15 protein-coding genes and 1 tRNA gene are annotated in these 15,586 nt (G+C 75.0%); 5 read left to right on the top strand and 11 right to left on the bottom strand.

Translation table 11 applies throughout. From position 1 onward, the window contains the following. From NHH00_RS12615 to groL, 3 genes are all read right to left on the bottom strand, one after another. Positions 1-453, bottom strand: coding sequence for an urease subunit beta (locus tag NHH00_RS12615; RefSeq protein WP_253052646.1), 453 nt, complete (start codon positions 451-453; stop codon positions 1-3). Between the two features lie 50 nt (positions 454-503). Continuing rightward, positions 504-806, bottom strand: coding sequence for an urease subunit gamma (locus NHH00_RS12610; RefSeq protein ID WP_253052644.1), 303 nt, complete (start codon positions 804-806; stop codon positions 504-506). A gap of 200 nt (positions 807-1,006) precedes the next feature. Beyond that, the gene (gene groL / locus NHH00_RS12605; RefSeq protein WP_253052642.1) at positions 1,007-2,632 is read right to left on the bottom strand and encodes a chaperonin GroEL; all 1,626 of its coding nucleotides are present in this window, start codon (positions 2,630-2,632) and stop codon (positions 1,007-1,009) included. Positions 2,633-2,932: 300 nt separating this feature from the next. Here groL and NHH00_RS12600 point away from each other — a divergent pair, with 300 nt between their 5' ends. Further along, the gene (locus NHH00_RS12600; protein ID WP_253052640.1) at positions 2,933-4,390 is read left to right on the top strand and encodes a glycoside hydrolase family 15; all 1,458 of its coding nucleotides are present in this window, start codon (positions 2,933-2,935) and stop codon (positions 4,388-4,390) included. 86 nt (positions 4,391-4,476) lie between these two features. On the opposite strand, the gene NHH00_RS12595 is transcribed toward NHH00_RS12600, so the two are convergent. From NHH00_RS12595 to NHH00_RS12580, 4 genes are all read right to left on the bottom strand, one after another. Continuing rightward, positions 4,477-5,976 (bottom strand): phytoene desaturase family protein, encoded by a 1,500-nt coding sequence (locus NHH00_RS12595; protein WP_253052638.1) that lies wholly within the window; start codon positions 5,974-5,976, stop codon positions 4,477-4,479. A gap of 19 nt (positions 5,977-5,995) precedes the next feature. Then, complete coding sequence (locus NHH00_RS12590; protein WP_205206970.1) at positions 5,996-6,199, bottom strand: cold-shock protein; 204 nt, start codon at positions 6,197-6,199, stop codon at positions 5,996-5,998. 181 nt (positions 6,200-6,380) lie between these two features. Next, on the bottom strand, positions 6,381-7,034 hold the full coding sequence (locus NHH00_RS21100) for a LytR C-terminal domain-containing protein (RefSeq protein WP_253052636.1): 654 nt from the start codon (positions 7,032-7,034) through the stop codon (positions 6,381-6,383). 79 nt (positions 7,035-7,113) lie between these two features. Then, positions 7,114-7,434: a DUF3263 domain-containing protein gene (locus tag NHH00_RS12580; RefSeq protein WP_253052634.1), complete on the bottom strand. Its 321-nt coding sequence runs from the start codon at positions 7,432-7,434 to the stop codon at positions 7,114-7,116. Between the two features lie 243 nt (positions 7,435-7,677). Between NHH00_RS12580 and NHH00_RS12575 the strand changes: the two genes are divergently transcribed. Beyond that, complete coding sequence (locus tag NHH00_RS12575; RefSeq protein WP_308202325.1) at positions 7,678-8,337, top strand: uracil-DNA glycosylase; 660 nt, start codon at positions 7,678-7,680, stop codon at positions 8,335-8,337. Positions 8,338-8,459: 122 nt separating this feature from the next. Continuing rightward, the gene (locus tag NHH00_RS12570) at positions 8,460-9,326 is read left to right on the top strand and encodes an SGNH/GDSL hydrolase family protein (RefSeq protein ID WP_374614921.1); all 867 of its coding nucleotides are present in this window, start codon (positions 8,460-8,462) and stop codon (positions 9,324-9,326) included. Between the two features lie 149 nt (positions 9,327-9,475). Here the strand turns inward: NHH00_RS12570 and NHH00_RS12565 are convergent. The 4 genes from NHH00_RS12565 to NHH00_RS12550 all read right to left on the bottom strand — a co-directional run bounded on the left by NHH00_RS12565 (position 9,476) and on the right by NHH00_RS12550 (position 12,972). Continuing rightward, positions 9,476-9,551: transfer RNA gene (locus tag NHH00_RS12565), tRNA-Thr, on the bottom strand. Between the two features lie 93 nt (positions 9,552-9,644). Then, the gene (locus NHH00_RS12560) at positions 9,645-10,499 is read right to left on the bottom strand and encodes a DsbA family protein (RefSeq protein ID WP_253052632.1); all 855 of its coding nucleotides are present in this window, start codon (positions 10,497-10,499) and stop codon (positions 9,645-9,647) included. A 103-nt stretch (positions 10,500-10,602) separates the two neighbouring features. After that, the gene (locus NHH00_RS12555; protein WP_253052630.1) at positions 10,603-11,175 is read right to left on the bottom strand and encodes a hypothetical protein; all 573 of its coding nucleotides are present in this window, start codon (positions 11,173-11,175) and stop codon (positions 10,603-10,605) included. A gap of 75 nt (positions 11,176-11,250) precedes the next feature. Further along, positions 11,251-12,972, bottom strand: coding sequence for a serine/threonine-protein kinase (locus NHH00_RS12550; protein ID WP_253052628.1), 1,722 nt, complete (start codon positions 12,970-12,972; stop codon positions 11,251-11,253). Between the two features lie 161 nt (positions 12,973-13,133). Between NHH00_RS12550 and NHH00_RS12545 the strand changes: the two genes are divergently transcribed. Then, positions 13,134-14,627: an alpha,alpha-trehalose-phosphate synthase (UDP-forming) gene (locus tag NHH00_RS12545; protein ID WP_253052626.1), complete on the top strand. Its 1,494-nt coding sequence runs from the start codon at positions 13,134-13,136 to the stop codon at positions 14,625-14,627. Then, on the top strand, positions 14,624-15,490 hold the full coding sequence (gene otsB, locus NHH00_RS12540) for a trehalose-phosphatase (RefSeq protein ID WP_253052624.1): 867 nt from the start codon (positions 14,624-14,626) through the stop codon (positions 15,488-15,490). Before NHH00_RS12545 ends, otsB begins: the two co-directional genes overlap by 4 nt. The last annotated feature ends 96 nt before the right edge of the window (positions 15,491-15,586 follow it).

Below are 15,586 nucleotides of genomic sequence, written 5' to 3'. Positions count from 1 at the left end.
TCAGTCCTCCTCGGAAGTGCTCCGCCCGCCGAACCCTGGATCTCTCCCCACGTCTGCGGGGTCCTGGGGAGCGACCCCGGGTTCGGCAGGCTCGGTCGGGTGGTCCAGGGCGCCGCCGTCGGGCTTGCCGCGCTGGAGGCCGGGCACGCGGCGTCGGCCCCGGAGGGCGACGGCCTCGACCTCCGCGGACGCGCCGGGCTCGAAGCGGCGCGACGTGCCGGAGGGGACGTCGAGCCGGAAGCCGTGCGCGGCGGCGCGGTCGAAGGAGAGCGCGGCGTTGGCGTCGGGGAGGCGCAGGTGGGAGCCGATCTGGACCGGGCGGTCTCCGGTGTTCGTCACGACCAGCGTCACCCGCTCGTCGTCGCTGCGGTCGGCGTTGAGCACCACCGGCACGCCCTCGGTGCCGCGCTTGAGCCGGACCGCGCCCGGGCCGCTCGTACGGATGCCTGCCATGTGTCGCCTCGCTCTCGCTGAGCCTCGTGCGTGCGCCGGACCGGTCCGGCTCAGGCGATCGGCTGGTGGATGGTGACGAGCTTGCGCCCGTCGGGGAAGGTCGCCTCGACCTGGACGTCGGGCAGCATCTCCGCGACGCCCTCCATCACCTCGTCGCGCCCGAGCACCTCGCGCCCGGCGACCATGAGCTCCTCGACGCCCGCCCCCTCGCGAGCGCGCTCGATCACCCACGTGGTGAGCAGGGCGACGGTCTCGGGGTAGTTGAGCAGCACGCCGCGGTCGCGGCGGTCGCGCGCGACCATGCCCGCGACGGCGAGCAGCAGCTTCTCGGTGTCCGCGGGCGTCAGGTGCATGGCGGCGATCCTGCCGGGCGTTCGTTTCCGGCGTGTATACATGGCGTTATACGTGCGTGTACCGCGACTCCCCCGGAGCCGCCGGCGACGGGAGGAGGAGTCCCGCGGGCACGACGAAGGCCGCCGACCGGGCGAACCCGGCCGACGGCCTTCGATGTCCTGCGACCTCCCGGACCAGCCGGGAGAGGGTCAGGCGTGGATCAGAAGTCCATGCCGCCCATGCCACCGTCGCCACCGGGGGCGGCCGGAGCCTTCTCCGGCTTGTCGGCGACGACGGCCTCGGTCGTGAGGAAGAGCGCCGCGATGGAGGCGGCGTTCTGCAGCGCGGAGCGCGTGACCTTGACCGGGTCGTTCACGCCGGCGGCGAGGAGGTCCTCGTACTCACCGGTCGCGGCGTTGAGGCCCTGGCCGGCGGGGAGGTTGCGCACCTTCTCCGCGACGACGCCGCCCTCGAGGCCCGCGTTGACGGCGATCTGCTTGAGCGGGGCGTCGATCGCGGCGCGCACGATCTGCGCACCGGTCGCCTCGTCGCCCTCGAGCTCGAGCTTCTCGAACGCCACCGCACCGGCCTGGATGAGCGCGACGCCACCACCGGCGACGATGCCCTCCTCGACGGCCGCCTTCGCGTTGCGCACGGCGTCCTCGATGCGGTGCTTGCGCTCCTTGAGCTCGACCTCCGTCGCGGCACCCGCCTTGATGACGGCCACGCCGCCGGCGAGCTTCGCGAGGCGCTCCTGGAGCTTCTCGCGGTCGTAGTCGGAGTCCGACTTCTCGATCTCGCCACGGATCTGGTTGACGCGACCCTGGATCAGGTCGGCGTCGCCCGCGCCCTCGACGATCGTGGTCTCGTCCTTGGTGACGACGACCTTGCGCGCCTGGCCGAGCAGGTCCAGCGTCGCGTTCTCGAGCTTGAGGCCCACCGTCTCGGTGATGACCTGGCCGCCGGTGAGGATCGCGATGTCCTGGAGCATGGCCTTGCGGCGGTCGCCGAAGCCCGGGGCCTTGACGGCGACGGACTTGAACGTGCCACGGATCTTGTTGAGCACCAGGGTCGCGAGCGCCTCGCCCTCGACGTCCTCGGCGATGATGAGGAGCGAGCGGCCGGCCTTCATGACCTGGTCGAGGACCGGGAGCAGGTCCTTCACGTTCGAGATCTTGGACTCGACGATGAGGACGTACGGGTCCTCGAGCACGGCCTCCTGGCGCTCGGGGTCCGTCTCGAAGTAGCGCGCGAGGAAGCCCTTGTCGAAGCGCATGCCCTCGGTGAGCTCGAGCTCGAGGCCGAACGTGTTCGACTCCTCGACCGTGATGACGCCCTCCTTGCCCACCTTGTCGAGGGCCTCGGCGATGAGCTCGCCGATCGCGGGGTCGCCGGCGGAGATGGCGGCCGTGGCGGCGATCTCCTCCTTGGTCTCGATGTCCTTCGCGGCGTTGAGCAGCTGCTCCGTCACCGCGTCGACGGCCTTCTCGATGCCGCGCTTGACGGCGATCGGGTTGGCGCCGGCCGCGACGACGCGCAGGCCCTCGCGCACGAGCGCCTGGGCGAGCACGGTCGCGGTGGTGGTGCCGTCACCCGCGACGTCGTCGGTCTTCTTGGCGACCTCCTTGACGAGCTCCGCACCGATCTTCTCGTACGGGTCCTCGAGCTCGATCTCCTTGGCGATGGAGACGCCGTCGTTCGTGATGGTCGGCGCGCCCCACTTCTTGTCGAGCACGACGTTGCGGCCCTTGGGGCCGAGGGTGACCTTGACGGTGTCGGCGAGGGCGTTGAGCCCGCGCTCCATGCTCCGACGAGCCTCCTCGTCGAAGGCGATGATCTTGGCCATGGGGAATGATCCTCCGCTGGTGGCGTATGGCGGTCGGCCGGCGCCCGCGACGGACGGCCCGCGACGGGCGGCGTTCATGTCACGCCGCCGGGGCGGGCCTCACCTGTCGACCTGGTGGGTTGCGCCGCAGCCGCGTGAGCGGCTGCCTGCGCTGGTCACTTCTGTCACTCTCATGACGAGAGTGCTAACGCCATTATTGGCACTCGCACCGTGCGAGTGCAAGACAGCCCGTCCGCGCCCGCCCCCCGTATCGCGACGGGCGAAACCCACCGCGCCGCGCCGCCCCTTAGGATGCGCGGTGTGATCCGCGCAACACCGTCGTGGCGCCTCGCAGCAGCCCTGGCCGGCTTCGTGCTGGTCCCTGCCCTCGGCCTCACCGCCGCGACCGCCGTCGCGGCTCCGACGGGCGAGCACATCGACCTGTACCAGGACGGCGTCGCCGTCGCGGCCACCCCCGACGGCGGCACCGCGCTCCTGCGCCTCGCCCCCGGGGCCGCGGTGACGTACCTCCCCGGCAGCCGTGTGCTCGACCCCGCGGCGCTCGACCCTGTCGCGCTCGCCGACGGCATCGACCCCGCGGACGGCGAGGCGGACCGGCTCGCGCAGGTCGCCGGACCGCGGCTCGACGCGTCGGCGCTCCTGGACCCCGACCGGGCGCAGGACGCCGCCGCCGCGTCGCGCGCCTGGCTCGCGTCCGGCGTCGTCCCCGGCGGGGACGGGCCGTTCGCCGCGCTCGGCGAGGCCGCGCTCCTGGACCTGCGCGCCCTCACCCTCGACGACGGCGCCGCGCTCGCCGCCGCCTCGCCCAAGTGGCGCTACGTGTGGCCGCGCGACGCGTCGTTCACGGCGGCGGCGTTCGCGCGCACCGGGCACGTCGACGACGCGCGGCGCGTCCTCGGCTTCCTCGGCCGCGTCCAGGAGGACGACGGGTCGTTCCACGCGCGCTACCTGCCCGACGGCTCGGGCGTGCCCGACGACCGCGGCCTCCAGTCCGACGGCGTCGGCTGGGTCCTGTGGGCGGCCGACGTCGTGCTCGAGGAGACGCCCGCCGCCGAGCGGCGCGAGGTCGCCGCGGAGCTGCGGCCCCTCGTCGACGCCGCGACCGACCACGCGCTCTCGCTCGTCGACGGCGAGGACCCGCTGCCCCCGCCGTCGAGCGACTACTGGGAGGTCGAGCCGACGGCGCTCACCCTCGGGACCGCCGGCCCCCTGCTCGCCGGGCTCGAGGCCGCGGCCGACGTCTACGCCGCGGCGGGCGAGACCGGCCGGGCGACCGACGCGACGCTGGCCGCCGCGCGGCTGCGCATGGCCGTCGAGCGGTCGTTCGGGTCGCAGGGCTACCCGCGCCACGTGACGGGCGGCGCGCGGGACGCGTCGACCGCGTTCGTGCTGCCGCCGTTCCAGCCCGAGCCGCTCGCGGGCGCGGACGTCGCGTGGCGCGCGTCGGTCACCGAGATGCTGCGACCCGCGGGCGGCCTCGCGCCCGGGGCGGGCTGGCGCGAGGACGGCATCTCCTGGACGCCGCAGACGACGCTCTACGCGCTCGCCGCCGCGTCGTCGTCGGACCCGGAGGACCGGGCCGACGCCGGGGAGTGGCTCCGCTGGGTGGACGACCACCGCACCGCGTCCGGCGCGATCCCGGAGAAGGTCCTGGCGGACGGCTCCCCGGCCGCCGTCGCGCCGCTCTCCTGGAGCTCCGCGCTCGTCGTGCTCGCGCTCGTGGAGCTCGACACGACCACCGCCGACCCGGCGAGGTAGAGCCGAGGTCACCTGAGGTAGAGGCGTGGTCACCTGAGGTAGAGGCGTGGTCACGTGAGGGAGCGACGTGGCGTCGACCGCGAGCGCTACCTGGCGCCCACGTCCGCCGTCGGAGCCAGATCGGGCTCCGCGCGGACGTCGAACTCCCGGCGCAGCACGCGCCGCGCGGCGTACCAGCCGCCGAGCCCGTGCACGCCCGGCCCGGGGGGCGTCGACGCCGAGCACAGGTAGACGCCCTCCAGCCCGACGGCGTACGGGTCGAGCCGGGGGGTGGGGCGCGCGACCATCTGCCACATGCTCACCGCGCCACCCGCGATGTCGCCACCCACGTAGCTCTCGTCGTGCGCGGCCATCTCCGCCGCCGGCACGCACCGCGACGCGACGACGAGGTCCCGGACCCCCGGGGCGAACCGTTCGAGCTGACCGAGGACGTCCTCCGTCACGTCACGCGTCGATCCGGCGGGCACGTGCGCGTACGTCCACAACGGCCGCGCCCCGCCGACCTCGCGCGCGGGGTCGACGACGGTCGGGTCGCTCACGAGCACGACCGGCCGGGCCGCGTGCCGACCGGCCGCGACGTCCGCCTCGGCACGCGCCATCTCGGCACGCGTCCCGCCGACGTGCACGGTCCCGGCACGCCCCACCTCGGGATCGGCCCACGGGACCGGACCGGAGAGCACGAGGTCGACCTTCGCGGCCGCGTCGCCGTGCCGGAACCGCCGCAGTGCCCACTCCGCCCGGGGAGACAGCCGGTCGCCGAACACCTCCGCGACGACGCCGGGCGCGGTGTCGAACACGTACGCCCGGGCCCGCGGCAGGTCCTGGATCGCACCGACGCGGTGGCCGGTCACGACCTCGCCGCCGTGCGCGCGCAGGTCGTCCAGGAGTGCCGCGACGATCGCGCCCGACCCGCCCCGCGGCAGCGGCCAGCCGCCCGGCGCGTGGCCGAGCGAGGCGAGCAGCAGCGCCGTGCCCGCGGCGGCCAGGGAGGGCAGCCGCGAGATGGCGTGCGCCGCGACCCCCGTGAGCAGCGCTCCGGCCTCCTCGGTGCGGAAGCGTCGCCCCCAGGCCGCGCTCCCCTGCTCGAGGACGGCGGCGCCGAACCGCGCGGCGACCGCGGCCCCGCCCGGCGTCAGCGCCCGCCCGGGGACGGAGCGCTTGTCGCCCAGGGCGAGCGCGACGACGTCGCGCCAGCCCTCCGCCAGCGGGCCGAGCAGCGCGCGCCAGGCGGCGCCGTCGACGCCGAGACGCTCCACCGTGCGGTCGAGGTCGTGGTAGGCGATGCCCGCGCGGCCACCGTCGAGCGGCTGCGCGTACGACACCTCCGGCACGAGCAGCTCCACGCCGCGCGCGCCCAGGTCGAACGCCTCGAAGAACGGCGACGCCCACGCCATCGGGTGCACGGCCGAGCACACGTCGTGCACGACTCCGTCCGCGAGGCCGAGGTCGAGCGTGCGCGCGCCGCCACCGATCGTCGGCTGCGCCTCGAGGACGCGCACGGCGAGACCGGCGCGTGCGAGGGTCACGGCGGCGGCCAGCCCGTTGGGGCCCGAACCGACGACGACGGCGTCGAGGTTCTCCGTCACGCGACCCTCGTGAGCGGCGTCAGAGCGGCCGCACCTGCTCGGCCTGCGGGCCCTTGGTGCCCTGGCCGAGCTCGAACTCGACCTCCTGGCCCTCGTCGAGGGTGCGGTAGCCGTCGGTCTGGATCGCGCTGAAGTGCACGAAGAGGTCCTGTCCGCCGGCCGCAGGCGTGATGAACCCGTAGCCCTTCTCGGCGTTGAACCACTTCACGGTGCCCTGAGCCATTGACGTTCTCCTCGTGCATCGTCGCCCGCGAGGCGACCCCCGCCCCGTGGTAGCCCGAGCCTAGCCCGACCGTGGCGTGCGCGAAAGGTCGACGAGACGCGGGTTCGACCGTCGCAGGAGAGTGAACCGCCAGGTCAGCGCGGCGCGCAGACCCCGCCCGGTGGCCCCGAGCCTCGAGGCGTCAGCCGACGGGAGCGAGCGCGGACTTCACGACGACGACGACGTCGCCCTCGCGAAGCGACGGAACCTCCTGGACGTTCTCCGCCGGGATGCCCAGCGTCGCCGCCACGGCAGCCGCGGTGTCGTTGCGGTTCGGCACGTACCAGACGGTGTTGGCCTCCTGGCCGGAGCCGCCGTCGGGGTAGGCCGCGAACTCGACGTGGGTGAAGCCCTGGGCCTCCAGAGCGTCCTTGCCGACGCGGGACTCACCCTCCGGCCCACCGTCGTTCAGCACGCGGACGTAGGCGCTCGGGTCGGCGGCCGCCATGAGCGTGGCGAGGTCGGGCGCCGCGGGAGTCTCGTCGGCGGGGGGCTCCTCCGCCGCGGGGGGCTCCTCCGTCGCGGGAGGCTCCTCGGTCTCGTCGGCAGGAGGCGCCTCGGTCTCCTCCGCGGCAGGGTCGGTCGACTGCGCCTGCGGCGGGTTCTCGGTCGCCCCGTTGTCCGACAGCAGCGCGACGCCCCCGTAGGCGAGACCGGCGAAGACGACGGCGACCAGCAGGAACGGCCACGTCTTGCTCCACCCGCTGCGCGGCGTGCGGTGCACCCCGACGGGCGCACCCTGCTGCGCGGGCGCGTCGAACTCGTCGGGCGCGTAGGGGTAGCGGCTCTTCGTCACGGCGACAGGGTAGCCCGGTCAGGCCCGTTGGCTAAACGCCCAGTTCGCCCGGACTTCACGGGCGACGGCGGTCCGCACGTCAGAGGCCTTCGAGCCGGCGGGCCGTGCGAGCCCGCTGCCTGGTGGAACGCATCCGGCGCAGGCGCTTGACGAGCATCGGGTCGTGCGCGAGCGCCGCCGGGGAGTCGATGAGCGCGTTGAGCACCTGGTAGTAGCGCGTCGCCGTCATGTCGAACAGCTCGCGCACCGCCTGCTCCTTGGCGCCCGAGTACTTCCACCACTGCCGCTCGAACGCCAGGATCTCCTGGTCGCGCTCGCTCAGGCCCGACGACGGGGCCTCCTGGACGGTCGGGTCGCCGACCGCGTCGGGTCCGTCGAGCACGTACGCCGCCTCGCTCATCGTTCCCTCCCTGCACTCTCTCGTCACGGGACCTGCGCACCTCGGTGCGCGCGGCCGCCTCTCAGCGTACGCACGAACCACACGAGTGTCATTCGTCCTCGCCGGAGGCGTGACGGGGCGCTCCGGCCGGCCGATAGGCTCGGTGCCGTGGAGAGCGCACCCGCCCAGCCCGTCGACGTCGCCCCGGGCAGCACCCCGGCCGTCACCGGACCGACGCCGAGCCCCCGCCCCCCGCTCGCGAGCATCATGGCGCCCGACTGGGCCGAGGCCCTCGCGCCCGTCGAGCCGCAGCTCCACGCGCTCGGGGACTTCCTGCGCGCGGAGGTCGCAGCCGGGCGCGAGTACCTGCCCGCGCCGTCGGCGATCCTCAACGCGTTCTCGCGGCCCCTCGCGGACGTGCGCGTCCTCGTCGTCGGGCAGGACCCCTACCCCACCCCGGGGCACCCCATGGGACTGTCGTTCTCCGTGCAGCCGCACGTGCGGCCGGTGCCGCGATCGCTCCAGAACATCTTCGCCGAGCTCGCCGACGACGTCGGGGCCCCCACGCCCGCGAACGGCGACCTCACCGCGTGGAGCGACCAGGGCGTCATGCTCCTCAACAGGGTGCTCACCGTCCGTCCGGGCGAGCCCGGATCGCACCGCGGCCAGGGCTGGGAGACCGTGACGGAGGCCGCGATCCGCGCGCTCGTCGCCCGCGACGCCCCGCTCGTCGCGATCCTGTGGGGTCGCGACGCCGCCACGCTGCGCCCGATGCTCGGCGACACCCCCGTCGTCGCGAGCGCCCACCCCAGCCCGCTCTCGGCCCGCCGGGGCTTCTTCGGCTCCCGCCCGTTCTCCCGCGTCAACGAGCTCCTCGTCGCCCAGGGCGCCGCCCCGGTCGTCTGGACCCTCCCCACGACCTGACCCCACCCCGCCGAGCAGGTGGTCCTGGCCCGTCCTCGTCGCGTGACGCGCCGACATCGCCTGCTCGACCCGCCAGGGTGCCTGGTCGACGGGGCATGGTGCGGCGGGAGCAGAATGGGCGGGTGACGACGCAGAACCCGACGACCACTCCCCTGGCCGGTGACGCCTCCGACGTCCCTCGACCCGACGCACCGCCCCGCTGGTCGAGCTACCTCGCGATCGGCGACTCGTTCACCGAAGGGCTGTGGGACCCGTACCCCGGCGAGGAGGACCACCAGCGCGGCTGGGCCGACCTCCTCGCGCAGCACCTCGCCTCGCGGCGCGTCGCGGCAGGCGAGGAGCCGCTGCGGTACGCCAACCTCGCGATCCGCGGGCGCAAGCTGCGCTCGATCCTCACCGAGCAGGTCCCCGCGGCGCTCGAGCTCAAGCCGGACCTCGTGAGCCTCGTGGGCGGCGGGAACGACATCCTGCGGCCGAACGCCGACGTGGACCGCCTCGCGCGCAACCTCGAGCACGCGGTGGCACGCCTGCGCGGGGCGGGGATCGAGGTGCTCATGGCGACCGGTTTCGACGCGTCGCAGTCGCCGCTCGTGAGCCTCACGCGCCCGCGCGTCGGGGTGTACAACGCGCACGTCTGGTCGATCGCGCGCCGGCAGGGCGCGTACGTGCTCGACCTCTGGGGCATGCGCGCGCTCCAGGACTGGCGCGTGTGGTCGGAGGACCGCATCCACCTGACGCCCGAGGGGCACCGGCGGGTCGCGCAGGCGGCGCTCGTCGGGCTGGGCCAGGCGCCCGACGACGCGGCGTGGGACGACCCGCTCGCACCCCTGCCGCCGGTCCCGGCGCTGGACCGGGCCCGGCAGAACGCGCAGTGGGTGCGCACCCACGTCGTGCCGTGGGCCCAGCGCCGCCTCCGCGGGACGTCGTCGGGCGACGGGCGGCTCCCCAAGGCGCCCGAGCTCCTCCCGGTCCCGCTCGCCGACCGCTGAGCGGTGCCGACCGCCGAGCGCGTACGAGATCGGCGGTGTCTGCCGAGATCGGCGGTCGCAACTGCCGATCCGGGCAGAAGCTGCCGATCTCACGGAGCGCGCCGACACGACGACGCCCCCGGTTCCGCACGGAACCGGGGGCGTCGTGGTGGAGCCGCCTGTCGGGTTCGAACCGACGACCTTTCGCTTACAAGGCGAGTGCTCTACCAGCTGAGCTAAGGCGGCGTGCCCGGGCTGCCGGGCGAGCGAACAGACTACCTGCTCGCCCGACGGCCGGGGACCGGGGGCCGACGCCGCTCGCGGCGCCGGCCCGCGAGGTCAGCCCTGCGCGGCCGTGACGGCGGCGGAGAGCGCGTTCGGGTCGCTCCAGTTGCCGTCCCAGCGCTTGCCGTCGATCGTGATCGTCGGCGTGCCGAAGCCGCCCGACTGCGGGTTGGCGAGCGCCTCGTCCTGGGTGACGAGGCTCGTCGCGGTGGCGGCCCAGTCGCCGAACGTCTCGACCGCGGTCCCGTCGGCGATGCCCGCGGCGACGTCGGCCGGGACGCCGGCCTGCTCGGCGAGGTCCGCGATCTGCTCGTCGGTGAGCGTCTCCTTGTTCTCCTCCGGCTGGTTCTGGAACATGATCGCGTTGAACGCGTTCATCTGCTCCGGCGCGCGGTCCGCGATCCACGCGGCGGCCGCCGCGGAGCGGGTCGAGAACTGCTGCGCGTTCGCCATGCGGTCGAGGATCGCGACGGGGTGCAGCACGACGGTCACGTCGCCCGACTCGCGGAGCTGGTCGAGCGTCGGGCCGTTCGTCTCCTCGAACTGGCCGCAGATGGGGCACATGTAGTCGAGGTACACGCCGACCTCGACCGCGCCGTCGTTCTCCGTCCCGGCGGTGCCGTCGGCGCCGAGTGGGATGCCCCCGTCGTCGCGCGCGGTGGACGGGCTGGTCACGTCGGCGAGGTTGCCGGCCGCGACGGCGTCGATCGTCTTGTTCTGGTCCTTCATGGCCGGGATCCACACGGCGAGGAACACGCCGACGAGCACGAGGACGCCCGCGACGAGCGCTCCGATCGTGATGAGGCGGTTCCGCTTGTCGCGCTTGGCCTGCGCCTCGCGCAGCGCGAGGGCCTCCGCGCGCGCGGCCTCGCGGCGCTGGGCCTTGGTCTGGGCTTCGTTGCTGGGCATGGTCGTCCTCCGAGGGAGTTCCGAGAGCTGGGGATGTGTCGGGGTGCGCGCCGACGGGGGTCGCGCTGGGCCGTGCGTCCGACGGCGTCGTCAGACGGCGGCGTCAGACCAGGGCGAGCCGCGGCGGCCCGCGCCGCGTGCGCACCACCGCGTCCGCGAGGTGGTGCAGCGCGGCGGGGACGGCGTCGGGCACCGGGCGGACGACCCGCCGGGCACCCACCAGCGCGCCCACCGGGCGCGCCGCACCGCGCACGACCGTCCGCAGCGCGCGGGCCGCGCCGCTCACGACGGCCCGCGAGCGCTCGTGGGCGCGCCGCGCCCACGCCGAGACGCCCCACGCGACGGCCGCGGCCACCGCGTGGGCGACCACGACGGGGAGCGCGAGCACGCCCACCACGGTGACCATGGCTGCGGGGTCGCCGCCGAGCGCGGTACCGGACGGGCAGTCGGGGGTCTCGTGGACGAGCGCGAGGTGCATCCCGGCGACGCCCCACGCCCCCGGCACCGTGACGCACTGGTGCACGACGGCGTACCCGCGGTCGGCGAGCTGCGTCACCAGGGCGGCGAGGAGCGTGAGGAGCAGGAGGGCGGGGCCGAGGAACCGGCCGGTCACGGGCACGACGGACGTGCGCGTCACGCCGCGCGACCACGCGCGCGGCACCGTCGTCCGGAGCACGGCGCCCATCCTACGCATGCGTGCTGGTAGCGGGCTGGGAACGTCCAGGACGGGTCGGTCGACCTGGCCGGGCGCTCAGCGCAGCGACGGGGGCCCGGGGAACGGCCACCACGTCACCTCGGGGTCGCCGGCGAGGAGGACGACGCACAGGACCGTGAGGGCGAGCCCGAGTCCCGCGAGGACCAGGGTCCCGGTGCGGCCCGGGGCGAGCCGCGCGAGCGCGGTCCGCGTCCCGTAGCGCGTGAGGTGGGTCAGCGGCCCGGACCACGCGAGCACGACGGCCGCGAACGACGCGAGTCCCAGGACCACGGTCGTGACGACCGGCGAGTTCCCGCCGTCCGCGCCCTCGACGACGACCCAGCGGTCGGACTCCAGCAGCCACCACCCGGCCACGACGACGAGCACCCCCGCGCAGGCCGCGACGAGCAGCGACGGGAGCGCCCCGACCGTGGCGCGCACGACGTACCAGGGCGAGGCCGCGACGGCCCGCACCGTGTCCCGGGGCGAGACGCCGCGCCGCTCGCGCCGTGCGTGCAGCGACTCCGTCGTCACCCCGACGACGCGCGCGAGGACGACCAGCACGGAGAGCACGACGAACGCGACGCCCGGGTGCAGCATCCCGAGCAGGACGAGCGGGGCCGCGAGGAGGAGCAGCGCGGTGCGGCGCGCGGCGGGCACGGGCCGCACGTAGAGCGGCTCGCCGTCCTCCCCGACGGGCGGGGCCCCGAGGTCGTCCAGGAGGTCGTGGCCCGTCGGCACGGCCATGGTGCGGCCGTCGTTGACCTGGGACTGCGAGGTGGGCAGGGGCGGTGGCACGACCTGCGCCCGGCCGGTCCACGCCTGGGCGCCGGTGCCGCCCGGGACGACGGCGACCGGCGGCACGACCTGCGTGGGACCGGTGGGCGGCCCGACGACCTGGGTCGCGGGGGCCGCGTCGCCCGTGTCGGCGGCGTGCCGCAGGGCGGCGACGACCTCCGTCGGGCCGAGCCGCTGCGCGGGGTCCGCGTGCAGGGCCCCGGCGAGCACGCGGGCCGTGACCGGCCCGAGGCCGGCGAGGTCGGGCCGCCCGCTGCGGGCACGGGCCAGGACGACGTCGGTCGGTCGCACCCCGAACGGGGCACGGCCCGTCGCGGCGTAGGCGAGGAGCGCGGCCCAGCCCCACCAGTCGCTCCCGACGCTCGGGGCGGCGCCCTCGAGCAGCTCGGGCGCGAGGTAGCCCGGCGTCCCCATGACGAGGCCGGTCGACGTGACGCGCGCGTCCTCCAGGCCCTGCGCGATGCCGAAGTCGATGAGCACCGGGCCGCGCGAGGAGACCATGACGTTGCTCGGCTTGAGGTCGCGGTGCACGACGCCGGCCGCGTGCACGGACTCGAGCGCGGCGGCGAGCTGGTCGGCGAGCTCGTAGAGGTCCCACGGGTCGAGCGGGCCGCCCTCGGCGACCTCGTCCTCGAGGGTCGGGCCGTCGACGAGCTCGGTGACGATGAACGCGTCGGGTCCGTCGAGCTCGACGTCGAGGATCTGCGCGACGGCGGGGTGGCGCAGGCGCTGCAGGGCAAGCGCCTCGCGCCGCAGCCGCTCGCGTCCCTGGGCGGCGGCGTCGAGGTCGACGTGCGCGTGCAGGAGCTTGATCGCGACGAGGTTCCCGCCGCCGTCGTGCGCGCTGTGGACGGTGCCCATGGCGCCCGACCCGAGGCGCGAGCCGATGAGGTAGCCCCCGACCTCGCTCCCCGGTGCGGGCCCGCGCGCCGGGCCGCCCGGGGCGGTCCGCGCGTCGACGCGCTGCGTGGGCTCCTCCATGGTGACAAGGTAGCGGCAGCGGGCCGGTCGTCGCCTTCCGGACGGGCCCGGCCGACCTGGTGGGCGGGTCGGCCCGGGACGGACGTCCCGTCCGCGCGCCGGGCGGCACGACTACCCTGGGTCGCCCAGGCGCGATCCATCGAAGCTCAAGGAGAAGTCCATTGACAGGCAAAGACGGATTCGATCTCGTCGTGGTGGCCAACCGGCTGCCCGTGGACTTCACGGTCGGACCCGGCGGCCACGTCGAGTGGAACCGCTCGCCCGGCGGTCTCGTCACGGCGCTCGAGCCGGTCATGCAGGCGTCCGACGGCGCCTGGGTCGGCTGGTCCGGCGCGCCCGACCTCGCGAGCGACCCGTTCGACGCCGACGACATGCGGCTCGTGCCCGTCACCCTCTCCGCGGACGAGATCGAGCGCTACTACGAGGGCTTCTCCAACGACACGCTCTGGCCGCTGTACCACGACGTCATCTCGCCGCCCACGTACCACCGCACGTGGTGGGAGGCGTACCGCCGCGTCAACCAGCGCTTCGCCGACGCCGCGGTCGCGCAGGTGTCGCCGGGCGGCGTCGTGTGGGTGCACGACTACCAGCTCCAGCTCGTGCCGCAGATGATCCGCGCCCAGCGCCCCGACGTGCGGATCGGGTTCTTCAACCACATCCCCTTCCCGCCGCTCGAGCTGTTCCAGCAGCTCCCGTGGCGCCGGCAGGTGCTCGACGGCCTCCTCGGCGCGGATCTCGTGGGCTTCCAGCGCGCGGGCGACGCCGCGAACTTCATCCGTGCGGTGCGGCGGCTGCGCGCCCACACGACGCGCGGGCCGATCATCACGGTCCCGGGCGAGGACGGGCGCGACCGCCACGTCCGCGCTGCCGCGTTCCCCATCTCGATCGACTCGCGCCGCTTCGACGAGCTCGCCCGCACGCCCGAGGTCCAGCAGCGCTCGCGCGAGATCCGCGCCGACCTCGGCGACCCGGACGTCATGATGCTCGGCGTCGACCGCCTCGACTACACCAAGGGCATCCGGCACCGCATCAAGGCGTACGGCGAGCTGCTGCAGGACGGCCGCCTCGACGTCGAGCACGCCACGCTCGTCCAGGTCGCGAGCCCGAGCCGCGAGAACGTCGACGCCTATCAGGAGCTGCGCGAGCACGTCGAGGGCGCGGTCGGGCGGATCAACGGCGAGTACGCGGAGATCGGGCACGCCGCGATCCACTACCTGCACCACTCCTACCCGCCGGAGGAGATGGCCGCGCTGTACCTCGCGGCGGACGTCATGCTCGTCACCTCGCTGCGCGACGGCATGAACCTCGTCGCCAAGGAGTACGTCGCCGCCCGCTCGGACGACCGCGGCGTGCTGGTCCTCTCGGAGTTCACGGGCGCCGCGGACGAGCTCTCCTCCGGCGCGCTCCTCGTCAACCCGCACGACATCGACGGGATGAAGGACATCATCGTGGCGGCCGCGCACATGGACCACCGCGAGCAGCGCAAGCGCATGCGCCGCCTGCGGCGCAAGGTCCTCAACGACGACGTCGCGAAGTGGTCGGAGTCGTTCCTGGGGGTCCTCACGGCCATGCCCTCGCGCGTGCCGCACCGGCGGCCCGACGACGCGGGCCAGGACGGCGCGCAGGCCGACCTCGCCGCGGGGGCCGGCGCGTGACCCGGCCCGACGACGTCGCCTCGCAGCCGGTGACGCCGCCCGGTCCCGTCGCCGAGGCCGCGCGCGCGTTCGCGGCGGACGGCGGCGACGCCCCGCACCCCCGGCTCGTCGCGCTCGACTTCGACGGGACCCTCGCGCCGCTCGTCGACGACCCGCACGCGGCACGCATGGCGCCCGCCGCACGGGCCGCCGTCGACCGCCTCGGGGCGGTCCTCGCCGGGACGACGACGCGCCTCGCCCTGGTCTCCGGGCGCCACCTCGCGGACCTCGCCGAGCGCAGCCGGCCACCCGTCGGGACCTTCCTCGTGGGCAGCCACGGCGCCGAGACGGGCGTCGCCACGCCCGCGGGGGTCGAGGCCGTCCCCGTGGAGCTCACCCGGGACCAGGCGGACCTCCTCGACGCGCTGCGTGCGGGGTTCGCCGACGCGGTCGCGGGGCGCGAGGGGGCCTGGGTGCAGGACAAGCCGAGCGCCGCCGTCCTGCACACGCGGCTCGCGTCCGCGGCGGACACGCGCGCCGCCGAGGACGCCGCGGACGCGGTGGCCGAGCGCCTCGGGCTGCACGCGATGCACGGCAAGGACGTGGTCGAGGTCGCCGTCGTCGAGACGTCGAAGGGCGAGGCGGTGGACCGGCTGCGGGACGTCGTCGGGCACGACGCCGGGCTCCCTGACGCGCGGACGCGCGTGCTGTACGCCGGGGACGACACGACGGACGAGACCGCGTTCGCCGTGCTCGGCCCGGGCGACCTCGGGATCAAGGTGGGCGACGGCGAGACGCTCGCGGCGCAGCGGGTGCCGGACGCGGACGCGCTGGCCGCGGTGCTCGACCTGCTCGCCGACCTGCTGGGGCGCCCGGGAGCCTGAGGGCCCCGGCCCGGGGCACCACGAAACCGCTACCCGATCGTGACCGGCCCTGTGACGAAGCACTCAGAACCGGGAGTAGTATCGGGTCCACGATGA

This window comes from Cellulosimicrobium cellulans, from assembly GCF_024124905.1.
Lineage (GTDB): Bacteria > Actinomycetota > Actinomycetes > Actinomycetales > Cellulomonadaceae > Cellulosimicrobium > Cellulosimicrobium cellulans_G.
The sequence above is the reverse complement of the archived record's forward strand: the minus strand, read 5'-3'. Positions and strand labels throughout refer to the sequence as shown.

Bases quoted from the DNA above. Each gene is read 5' to 3' on its own strand.
- NHH00_RS12610 (WP_253052644.1), bottom strand. From the start codon at position 806: ATGCACCTGACGCCCGCGGACACCGAGAAGCTGCTGCTCGCCGTCGCG.
- NHH00_RS12580 (WP_253052634.1), bottom strand. From the start codon at position 7,434: ATGAGCGAGGCGGCGTACGTGCTCGACGGACCCGACGCGGTCGGCGAC.
- NHH00_RS12560 (WP_253052632.1), bottom strand. From the start codon at position 10,499: ATGCCCAGCAACGAAGCCCAGACCAAGGCCCAGCGCCGCGAGGCCGCG.
- NHH00_RS12590 (WP_205206970.1), bottom strand. From the start codon at position 6,199: ATGGCTCAGGGCACCGTGAAGTGGTTCAACGCCGAGAAGGGCTACGGG.
- groL (WP_253052642.1), bottom strand. From the start codon at position 2,632: ATGGCCAAGATCATCGCCTTCGACGAGGAGGCTCGTCGGAGCATGGAG.
- NHH00_RS12550 (WP_253052628.1), bottom strand. From the start codon at position 12,972: ATGGAGGAGCCCACGCAGCGCGTCGACGCGCGGACCGCCCCGGGCGGC.
- NHH00_RS12615 (WP_253052646.1), bottom strand. From the start codon at position 453: ATGGCAGGCATCCGTACGAGCGGCCCGGGCGCGGTCCGGCTCAAGCGC.